This is a genomic window from Pinirhizobacter sp. (assembly GCF_036499745.1).
Taxonomy (GTDB): Bacteria; Pseudomonadota; Gammaproteobacteria; order Xanthomonadales; family Rhodanobacteraceae; genus Pinirhizobacter.
Map to the genome: position 1 here is coordinate 27,494 of NZ_DASYDG010000008.1, position 18,256 is coordinate 45,749.

15 protein-coding genes and 1 pseudogene are annotated in these 18,256 nt (G+C 64.6%); 5 read left to right on the plus strand and 11 right to left on the minus strand.

Annotation, left to right across the window (positions count from 1 at the left end; translation table 11 throughout):
- Positions 1-8: 8 nt before the first annotated feature.
- The 4 genes from lspA to murJ form a co-directional block, all read right to left on the minus strand.
- Entirely contained in the window at positions 9-521 is a 513-nt protein-coding gene (gene lspA, locus VGM61_RS02200; protein WP_331521074.1) for a signal peptidase II, read from the minus strand.
- Entirely contained in the window at positions 512-3,376 is a 2,865-nt protein-coding gene (gene ileS / locus VGM61_RS02205) for an isoleucine--tRNA ligase (RefSeq protein WP_331521075.1), read from the minus strand. The genes lspA and ileS overlap by 10 nt, the downstream gene beginning before the upstream one ends.
- 28 nt (positions 3,377-3,404) lie before the next feature.
- Positions 3,405-4,361 (minus strand): bifunctional riboflavin kinase/FAD synthetase, encoded by a 957-nt coding sequence (locus tag VGM61_RS02210; RefSeq protein ID WP_331521076.1) that lies wholly within the window; start codon positions 4,359-4,361, stop codon positions 3,405-3,407.
- Between the two features lie 103 nt (positions 4,362-4,464).
- Positions 4,465-6,063, minus strand: coding sequence for a murein biosynthesis integral membrane protein MurJ (gene murJ, locus VGM61_RS02215; RefSeq protein ID WP_331521077.1), 1,599 nt, complete (start codon positions 6,061-6,063; stop codon positions 4,465-4,467).
- A 247-nt stretch (positions 6,064-6,310) separates the two neighbouring features.
- On the opposite strand from murJ, the gene rpsT reads away from it, so the two are divergent.
- Positions 6,311-6,574, plus strand: a complete 264-nt coding sequence (rpsT, locus tag VGM61_RS02220; protein WP_250625593.1) for a 30S ribosomal protein S20 — start codon at positions 6,311-6,313, stop codon at positions 6,572-6,574.
- 735 nt (positions 6,575-7,309) lie between these two features.
- On the opposite strand, the gene cgtA is transcribed toward rpsT, so the two are convergent.
- From cgtA to VGM61_RS02240, 4 genes are all read right to left on the minus strand, one after another.
- Complete coding sequence (gene cgtA, locus VGM61_RS02225) at positions 7,310-8,374, minus strand: Obg family GTPase CgtA (protein ID WP_331521078.1); 1,065 nt, start codon at positions 8,372-8,374, stop codon at positions 7,310-7,312.
- An 85-nt stretch (positions 8,375-8,459) separates the two neighbouring features.
- Complete coding sequence (rpmA, locus tag VGM61_RS02230; RefSeq protein ID WP_250625582.1) at positions 8,460-8,717, minus strand: 50S ribosomal protein L27; 258 nt, start codon at positions 8,715-8,717, stop codon at positions 8,460-8,462.
- Between the two features lie 20 nt (positions 8,718-8,737).
- A complete protein-coding gene (gene rplU, locus VGM61_RS02235; RefSeq protein WP_331521079.1) occupies positions 8,738-9,052 on the minus strand; it encodes a 50S ribosomal protein L21 in 315 nt (104 codons plus the stop codon).
- 97 nt (positions 9,053-9,149) lie between these two features.
- The gene (locus VGM61_RS02240; protein ID WP_331521080.1) at positions 9,150-9,881 is read right to left on the minus strand and encodes a DUF2059 domain-containing protein; all 732 of its coding nucleotides are present in this window, start codon (positions 9,879-9,881) and stop codon (positions 9,150-9,152) included.
- Between the two features lie 141 nt (positions 9,882-10,022).
- Here VGM61_RS02240 and uvrA point away from each other — a divergent pair, with 141 nt between their 5' ends.
- The 4 genes from uvrA (at position 10,023) to VGM61_RS02260 (ending at position 15,741) form a co-directional block, all read left to right on the plus strand.
- On the plus strand, positions 10,023-12,971 hold the full coding sequence (uvrA, locus tag VGM61_RS02245) for an excinuclease ABC subunit UvrA (RefSeq protein ID WP_331521081.1): 2,949 nt from the start codon (positions 10,023-10,025) through the stop codon (positions 12,969-12,971).
- 11 nt (positions 12,972-12,982) lie between these two features.
- Complete coding sequence (locus VGM61_RS02250; protein ID WP_331521140.1) at positions 12,983-13,402, plus strand: thioesterase family protein; 420 nt, start codon at positions 12,983-12,985, stop codon at positions 13,400-13,402.
- A 63-nt stretch (positions 13,403-13,465) separates the two neighbouring features.
- Positions 13,466-14,929 carry a DUF4139 domain-containing protein gene (locus VGM61_RS02255; RefSeq protein WP_331521082.1) on the plus strand — a complete coding sequence of 488 codons (1,464 nt, stop codon included), beginning with the start codon at positions 13,466-13,468 and terminating at the stop codon, positions 14,927-14,929.
- Between the two features lie 53 nt (positions 14,930-14,982).
- The gene (locus VGM61_RS02260; RefSeq protein ID WP_331521083.1) at positions 14,983-15,741 is read left to right on the plus strand and encodes an enoyl-CoA hydratase/isomerase family protein; all 759 of its coding nucleotides are present in this window, start codon (positions 14,983-14,985) and stop codon (positions 15,739-15,741) included.
- Here VGM61_RS02260 and VGM61_RS02265 read toward each other — a convergent pair.
- The 3 genes and pseudogenes from VGM61_RS02265 to VGM61_RS02275 form a co-directional block, all read right to left on the minus strand.
- Positions 15,738-16,577 (minus strand): sulfurtransferase, encoded by an 840-nt coding sequence (locus VGM61_RS02265; RefSeq protein WP_331521084.1) that lies wholly within the window; start codon positions 16,575-16,577, stop codon positions 15,738-15,740. The two genes, VGM61_RS02260 and VGM61_RS02265, sit on opposite strands and share 4 nt — an antisense overlap.
- Positions 16,574-17,358, minus strand: a pseudogene (locus VGM61_RS02270) (NUDIX hydrolase). Before VGM61_RS02270 ends, VGM61_RS02265 begins: the two are co-directional and overlap by 4 nt.
- A gap of 38 nt (positions 17,359-17,396) precedes the next feature.
- Entirely contained in the window at positions 17,397-18,119 is a 723-nt protein-coding gene (locus VGM61_RS02275) for an FKBP-type peptidyl-prolyl cis-trans isomerase (RefSeq protein WP_331521085.1), read from the minus strand.
- Between the last annotated feature and the right edge of the window lie 137 nt (positions 18,120-18,256).

Genomic DNA, 18,256 nt, shown 5'->3' on the forward strand with positions numbered 1-18,256 from the left:
GGCCGCGATTATCGCACGGCGGTGGTTTTCTTCCCCTGGAACAGGCTGCCCAGCACCAGCAGCACCGCGCCCACGGAAATGGCGCAGTCGGCCACGTTAAATACCGGGTAGTAATAGGTGCGCCAGTACACCTCGATGAAATCGGTGACCTGGGCCGCGTGCAGCCGGTCGATCAGGTTGCCCACGGCTCCGCCAATCACCAGCGCCAGCGGCAAGGCCGATTTCCAGTCGCCACGAGGCGTCTTCTTGAGCCACGCAGCCAGGGCAATGCTTATGACGACCGCCAGCAGCACGAAGAACCAGCGCTGCCAGCCCGAGCCGGTGGCCAGGAAGCTGAAGGCAGCGCCCGTGTTGAAGGCCAGCGTCCAGTTGAGAAAACCCGGGATCACCGGGTGCGGCATGCCTGCTGGCGCCAGCGCGCCGAGTGCCCAGAACTTGGTGAGCTGGTCCAGCGCGATAACCACCAGCGACAACCACAGCCACGCCAGCGCGCTGGCGGGTTTCTCCGTCCTCAGAACCACTGGCGCACCTCGCCCTGGCCGGCGACGTTTTCGACACAGCGGCCGCAGATCTCCGGATGGTCGGCACGCACACCGACATCGTAGCGAAGGTGCCAGCAGCGTATGCACTTGGTGGCCGTGCGCACGGACGCTGCCAGCCACGCCTCACCTTCGGCCAACTCCACCTTCACCGCATTCGCAGGCTTGGCCGCCAGCGGCGCGAGGGTCAACTCGGAAGTAATGAAGACGAAGCGCAGTTCACTCGCCGCTGGCGTGTAGCGGGCCAGCAGTGCATCGTCCAGGAATACATCGACCTGCGCCTCCAGCGACGCACCGATGTCGCCGGCCTTGCGCATACCCTCGAGCACGCGCGAAGCGCTGTCGCGGATGGCAAGCAGGTCTGTCCAGTAGCGGCGTTGTTCCGGCTTTGCCTGCAGGCCTTCCAGGCCTTCGTACCATGTTTCGAAGAGCACCGATTCGCTGCGCTCGCCTGGCATCGACGCCCAGATTTCCTCGGCGGTGAAGCTGGTCATCGGTGCCAGCCAGCGCACCAGCGATTCCAGGATGCGGTACATCGCGCTCTGCGCGCTGCGGCGGCCGACGCTGGCCGTGGGCATGGTGTAGAGGCGGTCCTTGGTGATGTCCAGGTACAGCGCGCCCAGCTCGTTGGTGCAGTAGTTCTGCACGCGTTGCACGACCTCCGGGAAGTCGTAACGATCGTACGCGGCCACCACGGCCTGTTGCGTGTCCACGCAGGCCTGGATCGCCCACTGGTCCAGCGGCAGGCAATCGGCCACGGGCAGCAGGTGTTGCGCCGGATCGAAGCCTTCGAGGTTACCCAGCAGAAAGCGCGCGGTATTGCGGATGCGGCGATAGGTGTCGGCCACGCGCTTCAAGATCTCATCCGACAGCGACATCTCGTTGCGGTAGTCGGTGCTGCAGATCCAAAGGCGAAGGATGTCCGCGCCCATGGTCTTCATGATGTCCTGCGGCTCGATGCCGTTGCCGAGCGACTTGGACATCTTGCGGCCCTGCGCGTCCACGGTGAAGCCGTGCGTAAGCACTTCCTCGTAGGGTGCGCGGCCGTGAATGGCAGCGGAGGTCAACAGCGATGAATGGAACCAGCCACGGTGCTGGTCGCTGCCTTCCAGGTACATCACCTTGTAATCGCTGGCCCCGCCCGCCTGCAGTTCCGGGCGCGCGCCGATCACGGCGAAATGGCTGACACCGGAATCGAACCAGACGTCCAGGACGTCGGTGACTTTCTCGTAGCGGTCGGCCTCGTCGCCCAGGAGGTCATGCGCGTCGAGCGAGAACCAGACATCGATGCCGCCCACTTCCACCCGCCTGGCGACCTCTTCGAGCAGTTCCACGCTGCGTGGATGTGGCTCGTGCGTGGCCTTGTCCACGAACAGTGCGATCGGCACGCCCCAGGTACGCTGGCGCGAGATGCACCAGTCGGGGCGGCCGGCGATCATGCCCGAGATGCGCTCTTCTCCCCAGCCCGGGATCCAGCGAACCTGCTTGATCGAATCCAGCGCTGTGCGGCGAAGGTCGGCCTGTTCCATCGATATGAACCACTGCGGCGTGGCGCGGAAGATCACCGGTGATGTCTTGTGGCGCCAGCAATGCGGATAGCTGTGCGTCAGCTTGGCCGAGGCCAGCAGCATGCCGGTGCCGCGCAGCGCCTCGACGATAAGGTCGTTGGCCTTCCAGATGTGCAGGCCGGCCAGTTGCAGGCTGCCAAAGGGCGGCACGTCGGCGCGATAGACGCCGCGGCCGTCGACATAGTTCAGCGGTCCGATGCCATAGCCCTGGGCCACGGCGAAATCCTCCGCGCCGTGATCGGGCGAGGTGTGCACGGCGCCGGTACCGTCTTCGTCCGACACGTGCTCGCCCATGATCACCGGCAGCTTGCGGTCGTAGAACGGGTGATGCAGCAGTTCGTTTTCGAGCACCGCGCCCTGGACAGTGCCAAGCACGCGCACGTCGGTTATGCCGTAACGCGCCAGGGCCTTCTCGGCCAGGGCCTCGGCCAGTACCAGCAGCATGCGGCGGCCATCGACCGCCGGGCCTTCCACCAGCACGTAGGGGATCTCAGGCCCCAGCGCCACGGCCTGGCTGGACGGCAACGTCCAAGGTGTGGTGGTCCAGATCGGCACGGCGACAACGGCGTCTTCCGAAGCCACGCCGAACTTCGCCGCCAGTGACTTAGGTTCGATCGCAGCGTAGGCCACGTCTACCGCGGGGGAGGTTTTATCGGCGTATTCGATCTCGGCCTCGGCCAGGGCCGAACCGCAGTCGAAGCACCAGTACACCGGCTTGGCACCGCGCACCACATGCCCGTTGGAAACGATGCGCGCCAGCGAGCGCAGCATGTCGGCTTCGTATTTGGCATCGAGGGTGCGATAGGGATGTTCCCAGTCGCCCAGCACGCCCAGGCGTTTGAAGTCCACGCGCTGCAGGTCGATCTGCTCGAGTGCATATTCCCGGCACTTCTGCCGGTAGGCCACGGCATCGAGCTTGTCGCCCACCTTGCCGAATTTCTTCTCGATGGCGATTTCGATGGGCAGGCCGTGGCAGTCCCACCCGGGAACATACGGCGAGCGGTTGCCGGCCAGCAGCTTGGATTTGACCACGACGTCTTTGAGCACCTTGTTCACCGCGTGGCCAAGGTGGATCACGCCGTTGGCGTAGGGCGGGCCGTCATGCAGTACGAACACGCGGTCGCGGTGGGCGGTCCTGGCCTGGATCTGCTGGTAGCGACCGATCTTCTCCCAATGCGCCAGCCAGCCCGGCTCGCGCTTGGGCAGGTCGCCGCGCATCGGGAAATTCGTCTGCGGCAGGTTGATCGTGTTCTTGTAGTCCTGGCTCATGTCGGCAACCGGTGATGCGAAAGGGTCGTCATGCGTCGACGAGGATGGGGTTCATGCCAAGCGCCTGGCGGGCGTGGGTCTCGTCGAGCTTCATTTGTGCGGTGAGCGTGTCCAGATCGGCAAATTTCTGCTCGTCCCGGAGCTTGGTAACGAACTCCACTGCCACGCGGCGCCCGTAAAGGTCGCCGGAAAAATCAAACAGGTGCGCCTCCAGCAGGGGTTCGGCCACGCTATTGACCGTGGGCCGCACGCCAAGGCTCGCCACGCCGGGCCAGCTGCACGGCCCTTCGCCCACGCCGATGCGCACGGAAAAAATGCCCTGGATCGGACTCACACGCTTACGAAGATGGATGTTCGCGGTGGGATATCCAAGGGTGCGGCCCAGCTTGTTGCCATGTTCCACATGGCCCTCGATCACGAACGGACGCCCGAGCAACGGCAGCACTTCGGCAAAGCAGCCTTCAGCCAGCAGTGCGCGGACACGCGATGACGACACGCGCACGCCCTCGATTTCCACGGGTGGCAGGGCGTGGGCCGTAAACCCCAGTTGCGCACCCATGCGTTCGAGCATGGCGAAATCACCCCTGCGGCCGTGGCCGAAGCGGAAATCGGCGCCCACCCAGACTTCGCGTGCGTTCATCCGCCCGACCAGGACATGCGTGATGAAATCTTCCGCCGGCATGGCAGTGAGCTTCTGGTTGAAACGAAGCATCAGCACGGCATCGAGCCTGGCTGCCTCCATGCCCTGGAGTTTCTCGCGCACGGTGGACAGGCGCGGCAGGGGCTGCGGCGAAAAGAACGCGCGGGGTAAAGGCTCGAAGCTGATCGCTGCGGCGGACACATGCTTCGCCACGGCGCGCTCATGCACGGTGTCCAGTAACGACTGGTGACCACGATGCAGCCCGTCGAAGGCACCGATGGCAACGATGCTGCCGCCCGGCGCGATGGACGGCCCGGAAGTGTCACGGAACAACCGCAGGGCCATCGTTCAGCGGGCCCCTGGCAGGCCGGCAACCGGCATGGAGCTTGGGAAAAAGGTCATCCAGCCAGTATAGCCGCAGCGTTGCGGCGCACAACGCGCCGGGACCTTAGTGCTCGCGTAATTCACGCAGGCGAAAGCCCAGGGCGAACAGCGTGGCCAGGTAGCCTCCCCCACCGGCGGCGATCAGGGCAAACAGCCAGCCGATGCGGTGGTGCACGTCCATGCCCGGCCAGGCCGGGGCCAGGTACAGTCCGAGCACCAACACGGCGATCATCACCGTGCAGGACGCACCCAGGCGGCCCAGGTGGCGGCTCCAACCCGGCTGGCGCACATACACCCCGGCCTTGCGCAGCCAGTACCACAGCAATGCCAGGTTCACGTAGCTGGCCAGCGCACTGGCCATGCCCAGCGCCATGTGCAGGCCCGGCACCTTCGACAGCCCTTCGATCCACGATCCGGCCTTGATGTCGTCCGGTGCCCACAGGGAAAAAAGCAGCAGCAGGAACAAGCCGTTGAAAACCATGTTCAGCACCAGCGAAGCCACACCTGCCCGAACCGGGGTCTTGGTGTCCTGGCGCGAATAAAACGCCGGCAACAACACCTTGACCAGGGCAAAGGCCGGCAGGCCAAAAGACAGCGCGGTGATCGATAGGGAGGACATCCGTGTATCGAAGGCGGTGAACTTGCCATGCTGGAACAGCGTGGAAACGAGCGGTTCAGCCAGAAGCATCAACGCAAACATGGCCGGCACGGCGATCAACAGGGTGATCCGAAGGCCCCAGTCCAGAGCTCGCGAAAACCCGGCGCTATCAGTGGCTACATGGTGGCGCGACAATGACGGCAGGATCACCGTGCCAAGGGCTACGCCGAACACGCCCAGGGGCAGTTCCAGGAAGCGGTCAGCCTGCGACAACCAGGTTTGTGAACCGTTGATCAGCAACGCCGCTACCACGGTATCGAGCAACAGGTTGATCTGTGCGACGGACGAACCGAACAGAGTCGGCACCATCAGCTTCATGACCCGGCGCACATCCGGGTGCGACCAGCCCCAGCGTGGCAAAGTCAGCAAATCGAGCTTTGCCAGGCTCGGCACCTGGAACAACAGTTGCAGAATACCGGCCGCCAGGATCGCCCACCCCAAGGCCAGGATCGGCGTATGCATGCGCGGCGCCAACCACAACGCGCCGGCGATCATGCACAGGTTCAGGATCACCGGTGTCAGTGCGGGCATGGCGAAGCGATGGAAACTGTTCAACGCCCCGCCAGCCAGCGCGGTCAGCGAGACGAACAGCAGGAACGGGAAAGTCAGGCGCAGCAGCTGCACCATCAGGTCGTACTTCACCGGATCGTCGTGGACGAAGATATCCGTGAGTTGGGGCGTGAAAATCAGCCCAAGCGCCGTGACCACCATCAATACGCCGCCCAGCGTGCCCGATACACGCGACATCAACTCACGCAAATCCGCGTGCGGGCGCGTCTGCTTGACCTCGGTGAACACCGGCACGAAAGCGGTGGAGAACGATCCTTCAGCAAACAGCCGGCGCATGAAATTCGGGATGCGGAAGGCCACCCAGAAGGCGTCCGTGGCGGCCGTGGCTCCGAAGGCATAACTGATGGCCTGGTCGCGGACCAGACCCAGCACTCGGGACACCATCGTCATGCTGCTGAAGGAGAGCAGCCCACGGAACATGCTGGGGGACTTCATGCGACGGTCGCGGCCTCTATGAAACGGAAGTTCGCGGCCGGAAGGCGCGCGGGCGTCATAGTCTGACAGGGCAGCCATCCCACATGACAGGCAAATCTGTGGCAAAATGCTGGCCTTCGGCCCTGCCGGCAGTAACTTGCCTGGCCCGTGGCCGGTAACGTCACCGGCCTAAGCTGTTGACGCAGCGGCGCATTGGCGCCACAATTAGCGTCTTTTTCAAGCCCAACCTACAGATTCGGAGTTTCCCTTGGCCAACATCAAGTCCGCGAAGAAGCGTGCGCGTCAGTCGGAGCAGCGCCGCCTGCGTAACGTCTCCGCGCGTTCCATGGTGCGTTCCGCACTGAAGAAGGTGGTCAAGGCAATCGAGGCCAAGGACAAGGCAGCCGCCACCGAAGCCTATGCCACCGCCACGCCTCTGATGGATCGCTACGCCGCCCGCGGCCTGATCCACAAGAACAAGGCCGCCCGCCACAAGAGCCGCCTGAACGCGAAGATCCGCGAACTGGCTTGAGCTTTTCGTAAGGCGTAAGAAAACCGGCCGATGGCCGGTTTTTTTTTGCTCGAGCGTGGTCGCGAGGAACCGGCGGGGTTTGCGTCGCTCGGTGCTCCGGGCTGCGGCGACCCTAGGGTAAGGATGCCGCTGCGCGGCCGTGTCCGATGGCTGCGCCCCGTCGGGTCGGGCTTCGGCCGGGGGTTTTCGACTCGCCATCCATGGCTCAGCGAAAACGGCCGGCCATCCATGGCCGTCCCCCTGCGGGCCTGATCCAGCCGAAGCCCTCGCCTGCGCCAGTCGCACCGAGCGACGCAAACCCCACCGGACCTAACGAACGGCGAGGTAGCGGAAAGGAACGTTGCGAGAGGGCACATGGTGGCTCGTATACGACGTAACCCAGAGTGCACGGCAAACCCCACGCGCCTCTTGTCCCTTCTCTCCCCCCACGCGACCTCGGACGACCGAAGAGCCGGAGAGCGGCGGAGGCGGGGGCGGACACCCTCGTCAGCGACTTGTGGAACCGAGCGCGGCGGGCGGAACAGGCCCGTAGGGGGCCGGCCCCGGCCGGCCGTTTTCGCGAAGGCCAAAGGCCGCCTCGAAAATCCCCGCCCGCTGCGCGGGCGCGCCGGGGCGCAGCCATAAGAAAAAGTCGCGCAGCGGCCTCTTCTCCCAAGCGCCGGTGTAACCGGAGCGACGAGGGTGTCCGCCCCCGCCTCCGCCGCTCTCCGGCTCCTCGACCACGCTCGAGCGTCGTCAGACTTCGCGCATGCGCACGTCGGCCGAGGCCTCATCGGCGTCGCGGGCTGCGGCGCGGGCCGCATCGAAGAACTGCTGGACCTTCTGGCAGACGTCCCAGGTGCCTTCGCGGGAAATGGCCGAGATGAGGAACCAGGGATCCTTCCATTCGAGCAGCTCGACGATCTCTTTCGCACGCGCCTGGCGCTCGTCTTCGTCCAGTACATCGGCCTTGTTCATTACCAGCCAGCGGGGACGCTCCAGGAGCTCTGGGTTGAACTTGGCGAGTTCCTGCTCAATGGCCCTGACCTGATCCACCGCATCGCCACCGTCGATCGGTGCGATGTCCACCACGTGCAGCAACAGGCTGGTGCGCGAAACGTGGCGCAGGAACTGGATGCCGAGGCCTGCGCCGTCGGCGGCGCCTTCGATCAGGCCCGGGATGTCGGCCACCACGAAACTCTGGTCGGTGCCGATGCGCACTACACCCAGATTCGGGTGCAAGGTGGTGAAGGGGTAGTCCGCCACGCGTGGGGTGGCCGCCGACACGGCGCGGATGAAGGTGGACTTGCCGGCATTGGGAAAGCCAAGCAGGCCGACGTCGGCCAGCAGCTTCAGTTCCAGCTTCAGCTCGCGCATGTCGCCCGAAGTGCCCGGGGTGGACTTGCGCGGCGCGCGGTTCACCGAGCTCTTGAAGTGGATGTTGCCCAGACCGCCGCGGCCGCCTTCGGCCACCAGCAGGCGCTGGCCGTTGACGGTGAGGTCGCCGATGATCTCGTCGGTGTCGACGTTGGTCACCACGGTACCTACCGGCACGCGGATGTCGGTGTCTTCGCCGCCCTTGCCGTACATCTGGCTGCCCATGCCGTTTTGCCCGCGCTGGGCGCGGAAGGCGCGCTGATGGCGGAAATCGACCAGGGTATTGAGGCCTTCGTCGGCAACCAGCCACACTGAACCGCCGCCGCCGCCGTCACCCCCGTCGGGGCCGCCGAATGGAATGAATTTTTCGCGGCGGAAGCTGATGCAGCCGTTGCCGCCGTCCCCGGCAATGACCTTGATGATGGCTTCGTCGACGAATTTCATGATGGAAAGCAACCTGAATGTGGAAAGGCCAGAAACGAAAAGCCCCGCCGGTGGGCGGGGCCATCGCTTCGAAGCCGGCGGCGATTTACGCCGTGACGACGTCGACGAACTTGCGACCCTTGTCACCACGCGTCTTGAACGCGACGGTGCCATCGACCAGGGCGAACAGGGTGTGATCGCGGCCGAGGCCGACGCCAACACCTGCGTGGAACTTGGTACCGCGCTGGCGGACGATGATGTTGCCGGCTTCAACAGCCTGGCCACCATAGATCTTCACGCCCAGGTACTTCGGGTTCGAGTCGCGACCGTTGCGGCTGGAACCTACGCCTTTCTTATGTGCCATGACTTAATTCCTCCGGCCGATCAGGCAGTGATGCCAGTGATCTCGATTTCGGTGTAATGCTGACGGTGTCCCATCTGCTTCTTGTGGTGCTTGCGGCGACGGAACTTGATAATGCGGATTTTATCGTGGCGGCCGTGGGCGCGCACCTTGGCGGTGACGACGGCACCGGTAACGACCGGGGCACCGACGGTGATCGAATCGCCTTCGCCCACCAGGAGGACCTGGTCGAAGTTGACCGTACCGTCGACTTCGGCGTCGAGCAGTTCCACGCGCAGGATCTCGCCCTGCATCACGCGGTACTGCTTTCCGCCAGTCTTGATGACTGCGTAACTCATGGAAAAGCCCTTGTGTAGTTATTATTTGGGTGTTGCGAACCGGCGATCATACAGGACCGTGTTCACCAGGGTCAACAACCCGACTGTTTTTAGGGGGTTAGGTTGAGCTGGCGGGGGTCGTCGAACCACTCGAACCGGTCTTTTTCACCGGTTTTTTGGCTGGAGCCTTTGCTGGCGCCTTCGCAGGCGTTTTGGCTGCCGGCTTTGCGGTGGACTTGGCCGGTGCCTTGGAAGAAGATTTTTTCGTCGATTTCTTGTGGGAAGAGGCCTTGCGGGCAGGCTCTGGCCCCGAAGCGACCTCCGGCGGAATCATGCCGGGCTTTTCCCTGGTGCCCGGACACTGGCCGTCGGCGTCGAGCTGGCCCTTGGCCTTCAGTTCCCCCACCAGCTGGTCGCGACGCTTTTCGCCCCATTCGCGGGTGACCTTCACGTTCTCGGCGAATACCTCGGGCATCTGGGAAATCACCTTCTGGCCCAGCGGCGAGCGATAGAACTTCAGCAGCCCGTCGATTTCCTCCCCGGTGAAATGCTTCTGGTAAGCCGGAATCATCGCGTCGAGCAGTTCCTGGCGGTTGCCATCGTTGATGAAACCGGACCAAACCTGGTCGTCGATGCAGGGGCGGTGGCCCTTCATCGCCGCGGCCATCTGCTGGTTCATGTCGTTCAGGCTCTGCGGAACGCCCATCAGCACGATCAGGTCGTGCACCTGGGTGGCGGTGGCCGGGGCTCCGGAGACGACCGGGGCAGGCGCGGCAACAGGGGCACCGGGGGCGGCCAAGGACAACACGGCCAGGGCAAAGCCCGGGATCAAACGCAACACCGCACGCATGGGACCTTTCCTCCGGCTTGAACCTTCCAACACAAGGCGCCGGAGTGTAGATCACCGCCCTGGACCGGATATTAAATTCTCCTTCGACGGAGCGTGTACCGCAGCTTGCTATCATGGCGTTTTCTCCCCATCTAAGGCGTCATGGATACCATCCGCATACGCGGCGCCCGCACGCATAACCTCAAGAACATCGACCTGGACCTCCCGCGCGACAAGCTGATCGTGATCACGGGATTGTCCGGCTCGGGTAAATCCTCGCTGGCCTTCGACACCATCTACGCCGAAGGCCAGCGTCGTTACGTGGAGTCGCTTTCCGCGTATGCCCGGCAATTCCTGTCGATGATGGAAAAACCCGATGTCGACCATATCGAGGGCCTTTCACCGGCCATCTCGATCGAGCAGAAGTCGACCTCGCACAACCCGCGTTCCACCGTGGGCACCATCACCGAGGTCTACGACTACCTGCGCCTGCTTTACGCCCGCGTGGGCACCCCGCGCTGTCCCGACCACGGCATCGCGCTGGAAGCGCAGACGGTAAGCCAGATGGTGGACAACACCCTGGCCCTGGATGCCGACACGCGCTGGATGCTGCTGGCCCCGGTGATCCGCGACCGCAAGGGCGAGCACGTACAGGTGTTCGAGCAGATGCGCGCCCAGGGATTCGTGCGCGCACGCGTCGATGGCGTGGTGTACGACCTCGACGCCGTACCGCCTCTTACCTTGCGCCAGAAACACACGATCGAAGCGGTGATCGATCGTTTCAAGCCGCGCGCGGATATCAAGCAGCGCCTGGCCGAATCGTTCGAAACAGCGCTGCGGCTGGGCGACGGCATTGCCATCGTGGTCAACATGGACGATGCCAAAGCGCCCGAGCAACTGTATTCCTCGCGTTACTCCTGCCCGCTGTGCGACTACTCGCTTCCGGAACTCGAGCCGCGGCTGTTCTCCTTCAACTCGCCCACCGGCGCCTGCCCGGGTTGCGACGGCCTGGGCGTGACCCAGGTGTTCGATGCCACGCGCGTGGTGGGTCATCCGGAACTGAGCCTTGCCGGCGGCGCGATCCGAGGCTGGGACCGGCGCAACGCGCATTATTTCCAGCTGATCATGTCGCTGGCCAAGCACTACGGCTTCGATCCTGATGAACCATGGCAGGGTCTTCCCGCCAAAGCCAAACAGGCCGTGCTGCATGGCTCCGGCAAGGACGTCATCGCCTTCCGCTACCTCACCGAGCGTGGCGGCAAGGTTACCCGCGAGCATCGTTTCGAAGGGATCCTGCCCAACCTTGAGCGCCGCTACAAGGAAACCGAATCGGCCGCGGTGCGCGAGGAACTGGCCAAGTACATCAGCGACCATCCCTGCCCCGACTGCGGCGGACAGCGCCTGAACCGTTCGGCGCGAAATGTGTTTGTTGCCGACCAGCCCTTGCCGGTGATCACGGCGCTCCCCATCGACGATTCGCTTAAATTCTTCGGCACCTTAAAACTCACCGGCTGGCGCAATGAAATCGCGGTAAAGATCGTCAAGGAGATCGCCGAGCGCCTTACCTTCTTGAACGATGTGGGGCTGAACTACCTCACGCTCGATCGCCAGGCCGATTCGCTCTCCGGCGGTGAGGCGCAGCGCATCCGCCTGGCCAGCCAGATCGGCGCGGGCCTGGTAGGCGTGATGTACGTGCTGGACGAACCCTCCATCGGCCTGCACCAGCGCGACAACGAGCGCCTGCTGGGCACGCTCACGCGCCTTCGCGACCTCGGTAACACCGTGATCGTCGTCGAACACGACGAAGACGCCATCCGTGCCGCCGACCATGTACTGGACATCGGCCCGGGGGCAGGTGTGCACGGTGGCGAGATCGTGGCCCAGGGAACGCTTGCCGATCTGTTGAAGGCGCCGCGTTCGGTCACCGGCCAGTACCTGTCAGGCAAACGCGGCATCGCGGTTCCCGAAAAGCGGCGCCAGGCCAAGGACGACTACTGGCTGGCCCTGCGCGGCGCCACCGGCAACAACCTCAAGGGCGTGGATCTTGAAATCCCCACTGGCACGTTCACCTGCATCACTGGTGTATCGGGTTCGGGCAAATCCACGCTGGTAAACGACACACTGTTCGCCCTGGCCGCCGCCGAACTCAATGGCTCATCGATGCAGCCCGCGCCATACGAGTCGATCGAGGGCCTGGAACTGTTCGACAAAGTGGTGGACATCGACCAGTCGCCGATCGGCCGCACGCCGCGTTCGAACCCGGCCACCTATTCGGGCCTGTTTACCCCGTTGCGGGAATTGTTCTCCCAGGTACCCGAATCGCGCGCGCGGGGCTACCTGCCTGGCCGCTTCAGCTTCAACGTGCGCGGCGGTCGCTGCGAAGCCTGCGAAGGCGACGGCATGATCAAGGTGGAGATGCATTTCCTGCCGGATGTGTACGTGCCATGCGATGTGTGCCACGGCAAGCGCTACAACCGCGAAACGCTGGAGATCCACTACAAGGGCCATACCATCGCCGACGTGCTGGAGATGACGGTGGAGGACGCATTGAAACTGTTCGAACCGGTGCCGGTGATCGCGCGCAAGCTCGACACGCTGCGTGCGGTGGGGCTTGACTACATCAAGCTCGGACAGAGTGCCACCACGCTTTCCGGCGGCGAGGCCCAGCGCGTGAAACTGTCCAAGGAATTGTCCAAGCGCGATACCGGCAGCACGCTTTACATCCTGGACGAGCCCACCACGGGCCTGCACTTCCATGACATCGAGCAGCTCCTGGACGTGCTGCACCAACTGGTGGAACAGGGCAACACCGTGGTGGTGATCGAGCACAACCTGGACGTGATCAAGACGGCTGACTGGGTAGTCGACCTCGGCCCCGAGGGTGGCGCCGGTGGTGGCCGCATCCTGGTCAACGGTACGCCCGAGACGGTGGCAGCCACGCCGTCATCGCACACCGGTCGATTCCTCAAATCACACCTGGCCACGCAAGCCAGGCCGGCAACGGCCAGGAAAAATGGCAAGGTCGCCGCCACCAAGGTCGCCGCCCCGGCCAAGGCCGGCAAAGCTGCCGCAACAACGCAACCGGCCGAGAAGAAAAGGAAGACGGCGTGACCCAAACCGCCATGGAAGATATTCCGGGTCTCCTCCATCGCGCACCCATCGGCGTTCGCTGGAGGGACCTTGACGCATTCAACCACGTCAACAATTCCAGCTACCTCACCTATCTGGAAGAGGCCCGCCTGCAATGGCTTAGCCATGTGCCGGGCTGGTACGACGAGAACGCCGTGCCGGTACTGGCGGCAAGCTCGCTCAACTACCGCGCACCCATCGGCTGGCCGGCCGAGCTGGCGGTGGAGCTTTTCTGCGAACGGGTGGGCAACAGCTCGCTCACCATCGCCCACCGAATCGTCGACGCCGGCGATCGCCACCTCCTGTACAGCGACGGCAATGTTGTGCTGGTGTGGATGAATCCCCGCGACGGCAAGCCCGTGCCATTGCCGGCGGCCATTCGCAAGGCGGGCGAGCGCACGTTGGCTGACTGACCTTCCCTTTTGTTCATTCGTGGTCGTTATGATCGGCGGACCCGCCACGAATGGAGTTCGTCCGTGACCAAGCGACCGCTTGCCTGCCTGCTCGGCTTCCTTGCTGCCACTCCGGTGGCCTTCGCCGCCGACGGCGTGAACCTTACGATCTATCGTGCTGATGGCGCGCAACTGTTCAGCGTGCAGGCCAGCGGGCCGGTACAGGACGGCTACGCCGTGGTGCACGAGAAGCGGGACATCGCGCTCACCGGCGGTAGCCAGGACATCGTGCTGGGCGGCTTTCCCTATTTCCTCGATACCGAGGCGTTATCCCTGCGCTTTTCCGGCAAGGCGCGCGTCGCCTCGCAGCGACTCACCTCGGCTGCCGGCGGTAGCGCCACCTTGGCGGCCATGGTGGGCAAGCAGGTGACTGTGATCGGCACGTCTGGTCAGCCCATCGCCACCGGCACCCTGTTGCGGGCCGGTGATGGCCTGCAACTTCGCGATGGCGCAGGGTCCACCGTCGTGGTCCGGGATTTCGCCGCGGTGTCCTCGCATGGCGATTTCCCCGATACCGGCGCCACGCTTAACGTGCGCGTGGCCGACGGCAGCGCCGGCAACGATGCCGCGGCGCTGGATTACCCCACCCAGGGCCTGGGTTGGCGCGCCTCCTACATCGGCACGCTGGCGGCCGGCGGTACCTGCCGCATGAACTTCCAGGCGCGCGCCAGCGTCGCCAACCGCAGCGGCCGCGACTGGACCGATGCCCAGGTCAAACTGGTGGCCGGGTCGCCGAACATGGAGAAGCCCGTGGCCTATGCCGCGGCACCGGCCCCGGCGATGCGCAGCGACAAGTTGTTCATGGCGAACGCATCGAGCGTCGACCTGCGCCAGCAGACACTCGGCGACTACCGCACCTACACCTTGCCGGGGGCCGTGACGCTTCCCGACGGCAGTATCAGCCAGGTACCGCTTTACACCACGCGCGACGTAGCCTGTGAGCGCGAGAGCGTCTATGAGCTACCCGGCACGGGCTTCCAGCCAGGCCAGCCGATGATCAACCGCGCCTTCAACCTGGGCGATAGCCAGGAAGTGGCCAGCAAACTACGCTTCGACGCCTTCGACACGCTTCCGGCCGGTTACCTGCGCGTACTTACCATCGACCGCGATGGCAACGCCGAACTGCTGGGAGAAACACGCATGGCCGACACCCCCAAGGGCGAGAAGGCCAACGTTTTGCTGGGCAATGCGATCGACCTGCGCGGCAAGAACGAGTTGACGACCTTCAATGTCGACCAGGCCGCGCACCGCATGGACGAAGGCCGCCGGATCACCCTGAGCAACGGCGGTGACGAGGTGAAGACGGTGACGGTGATCGCCCATCCCTATCGCTGGAACCACTGGAAGCTGGCCTCGTCATCGGCCAAGCCCGTCAAACAGACACCGGACACGCTGGAGTTCCACGTGGACGTACCTGCCAATGGCAAGGCCACCCTCGACTACGCCGTGACCTACAACTGGACCGCCGCCGACGCGCCGGCGCGTTAACCGGCATCCACTCTCAGCCACCAACAACCGACGTTACGCAAAGGACCCGCCCCATGCTCGACATCCTTCCCCAAGACGATGGCATCGTCGAAATCCGCCTGGCGAGGCCGCCGGTCAACGCGCTGAATGTCGAGCTGGTGCGACTGCTGCGCCAGACGATCGAACAATCCCCGGCGCAGGGAACCCAGGGCATCGTGCTATCGGGCACGCAGGGCATGTTTTCCGCCGGCGTGGACGTACCCTCGCTGCTCGGCGCCGACCGCGCCACGGTGCGCGAATACTGGCGCGAGTTCTTCCTGATGTGCGGCGTCCTGGCGAACTCGCCATTGCCGCTGGTGGCAGCCATTACCGGACACAGCCCCGCCGGCGGCGCGGTACTGGCGTTGTTCTGCGACTACCGCGTGATGGCGCATGGCCCTTATCGCATCGGCCTCAACGAGGTACAGGTGGGGTTGTCGGTACCCGACGCCATCCAGGTGGCGCTGCGGCGCGTGGTCGGCCCCTATCGGGCCGAACGCCTGCTGGTGGCCGGTACCATGCTCGATGCCGAGCAAGCCCTGGCGGCGGGTTTCGTGGATGAACTTTCCGGACTGGAGCAGGTGAATACCCGTGCCCACGTCTGGCTGCGCGAACTGCTTGCCCTGCCCCGCCAGGCCATGCTCCGCACGCGCGCACTGGCACGCGCCGACCTTGCCGCCACCTTCGCCGACGTCGACTCCCTGCCGCTGGATGGATTCCTCGACGATTTCTTCAGTGAGGAAACACAAGCCACCCTTGCGGCGCTGGTGGCGCGCCTGAAGGGACCGCGCTAACCGCGCGCGACGGGGCGGTCCGGGTCGCTCGACCAGCCGCTCCACGACGGCGCAAACAGGCGTGAGCCATCCAGCCCCGCCTGGGCCATCGCCAGCACGTTGTGGCAGGCCGTGACGCCAGACCCGCACATGTGCACCACGTCGCCCGGATGGCGATTACCCAACAACGTTTCGAACGATTGGCGCAGTTCCGCGGAACTGCGCCAGCGTCCGTCGGTGAGGTTCTGTTCGAACGGGCGGTTCAGCGCGCCAGGTACGTGGCCGGCGACCGCGTCGATGGGTTCAACCTCGCCCAGATACCGCGGGCGGGCGCGGGCATCCACCAGCACGGCGTGGTTCTCCGCCATCAGGTGGGTAAGTTCGTCGGCGTCCACCAGCAGGTCGGTGTCGAAGGCGATGTCCACGTGGGTGTCCGAGAGCTTCGGGATATCGGTGGACATGGGTTGCCCCGCTGCCGTCCATGCCTGGGTCCCGCCATCAAGCACCGAGGCCGGAATACCCGCCATCACCAGCAGCCACCACATGCGCGCCGCCGCCAGCGCGCCGCCCGATCCGTCGTAAGCCACCACGTGGCGGCCCGGTAGCCAGCCCCACGCCGACAGGCGCGCTGCGAACTGGGCGGCGGTCGGCAGCGGATGCCGACCTGCATGCGCGGCATGCGAGCCATGATCGGAAAGGTCGCGGTCAAGATGAGCATAGACCGCCCCGGGCAAGTGGCCAGCACGATAGGCGGCCTCGCCGGCCGAAGGGTCGGCCAGGTCGAAACGACAGTCGACGAAAAGTGGGCTGGGTAGCCCGGCCGCGGTGGCGGCGTCGATCACTGGTGCAATGCTCATGCGTGTCCCATCCGTCGCAGCAAGTTCAGCAAGATGGCCGCCGTCGCACCCCAGATGCGATGGCCGGCATGGACGAATTCGACCATGTCCCGCCGGTGGCCACGGTAGTCCATGGTATAGCGCCGCAGGTTGACCGGATCGACCAGGAAAGCCAGCGGCACCTCGAAGATCTCAGCCACCTCGTCGGGCGCTGGGTGCAGCCGCGCGGCGGCGTCGATCCGCGCCACCACCGGCGTAATCACAAAGCCACTGATGGTTTCGTACCGATCGAGAAAACCCAGCGGCCGAACGGCCGAACGGTGCAGGCCGATTTCCTCTTCCGCTTCGCGCAACGCCGCCTCGACGACATTGGCATCGCCCTCATCGACACGTCCACCGGGGAGCGCCACTTGCCCGGCGTGTTCGCTCAGCGTGTGCGTGCGTACCGTGAGCACCAGGCGTTGCTGGCGATCGTCCCGAAAGCCCAGCATCACTGCTGCGGATGCGCGCGGCGACTCGCCCAGGAGGTCGGCCATCTCGGCATGGTTCCATCCCGGCCCGGTAGGGGGCGCATCGAGCGAAAGCAACGCCCGGCCCAATGGGTCGCGATCGCCATCCATCAGTGCGGTTCCCGCGAGGGCAGTACCTGGTCCATCAGGTGGCGACGCTCGCCGTCGCTCATGCTGCGCCAGCGCGCGATCTCATCACCGGTACGCAGGCAACCCTCGCAAAGGCCACGCGCGTCGAGCCGGCAAATGCCGGTGCACGGCGAGAGGATGGCTTGCGCGAGGGAGTCGGTCATCGACCGGGAATAGTATCGCGTTTCGCCTAAAGGCGCGCTTACTGCTTGATTTGCAGCAATTCAATCTCGAAAACGAGGGCTTCGTTCGGGCCGATGCGCGGCAGTTCGCCGCGCTCGCCATAGGCCAGCGACGCGGGGATCACCACGCGCCAGGTATCACCCACCTGCATGCGGGGAATGACATCCTGCCAGCCGCGGATCACCTGGTTGACGGTGAAGGTGACGGGGTTGCCGTGCGCCCATGAACTGTCGAATTCCGTACCATCGACCAGTGCGCCGCGGTAGTTCACCGTGACAATGCTGTCCACCCGGGGATGCACGCCTCCCGTGCCATTCTTGATCACCGCGTACTGGATGCCCGACGGCAAGGTAACCACGCCAGGCTGCGCCTTGTTGCGGGCCAGGAATTGCGTGCTCTTGCGTGCGTTTTCCTGGCCGATGCGCTGGAACTCGGCCAGGGCATCGTTGTGCTGGCGGGTGTCGTAGGCAATCAGCTGGTCGTGCATTTGCTGCATCGGCACGGCGGGAGTGCGCTTGGCGTAGCCATCCTGCAAGGCACGCACCAGGGCGGCGATGTCGACATCGGGGCTTCCCGCGCGGGCGAATTGCGCACCGATCTGGTAGCCGATGGCATAGGACAACTTGCCCTTGTCCACCACCGTGGCCGGTTGTGCCGGCGCTGCCTTCGGTGCGGCTTGCTGGGCGTGTACAGGGGCCGTCCCCAACACCAGGCAAGGCAGCAACCAACGCAGTCGTGACATTCGAACCTCCACTCTCGCCCTCGGGGGCGACGGCACAGCATAAGCGATCCGTCGATGATCTTGGAAAGCCCGGGCGCCGGAAGGTTCCCGCCCGCAGGTTCCCGGCGCTACCATCGGCGGCTTATTCACCGGAGAGA

Bases quoted from the DNA above. Each gene is read 5' to 3' on its own strand.
- VGM61_RS02250 (WP_331521140.1), top strand. From the start codon at position 12,983: ATGGAAGATATTCCGGGTCTCCTCCATCGCGCACCCATCGGCGTTCGC.
- rplU (WP_331521079.1), bottom strand. From the start codon at position 9,052: ATGAGTTACGCAGTCATCAAGACTGGCGGAAAGCAGTACCGCGTGATG.
- VGM61_RS02265 (WP_331521084.1), bottom strand. From the start codon at position 16,577: ATGAGCATTGCACCAGTGATCGACGCCGCCACCGCGGCCGGGCTACCC.
- ileS (WP_331521075.1), bottom strand. From the start codon at position 3,376: ATGAGCCAGGACTACAAGAACACGATCAACCTGCCGCAGACGAATTTC.
- VGM61_RS02210 (WP_331521076.1), bottom strand. From the start codon at position 4,361: ATGGCCCTGCGGTTGTTCCGTGACACTTCCGGGCCGTCCATCGCGCCG.
- uvrA (WP_331521081.1), top strand. From the start codon at position 10,023: ATGGATACCATCCGCATACGCGGCGCCCGCACGCATAACCTCAAGAAC.
- murJ (WP_331521077.1), bottom strand. From the start codon at position 6,063: ATGAAGTCCCCCAGCATGTTCCGTGGGCTGCTCTCCTTCAGCAGCATG.
- VGM61_RS02240 (WP_331521080.1), bottom strand. From the start codon at position 9,881: ATGCGTGCGGTGTTGCGTTTGATCCCGGGCTTTGCCCTGGCCGTGTTG.
- VGM61_RS02275 (WP_331521085.1), bottom strand. From the start codon at position 18,119: ATGTCACGACTGCGTTGGTTGCTGCCTTGCCTGGTGTTGGGGACGGCC.
- rpmA (WP_250625582.1), bottom strand. From the start codon at position 8,717: ATGGCACATAAGAAAGGCGTAGGTTCCAGCCGCAACGGTCGCGACTCG.
- VGM61_RS02260 (WP_331521083.1), top strand. From the start codon at position 14,983: ATGCTCGACATCCTTCCCCAAGACGATGGCATCGTCGAAATCCGCCTG.
- cgtA (WP_331521078.1), bottom strand. From the start codon at position 8,374: ATGAAATTCGTCGACGAAGCCATCATCAAGGTCATTGCCGGGGACGGC.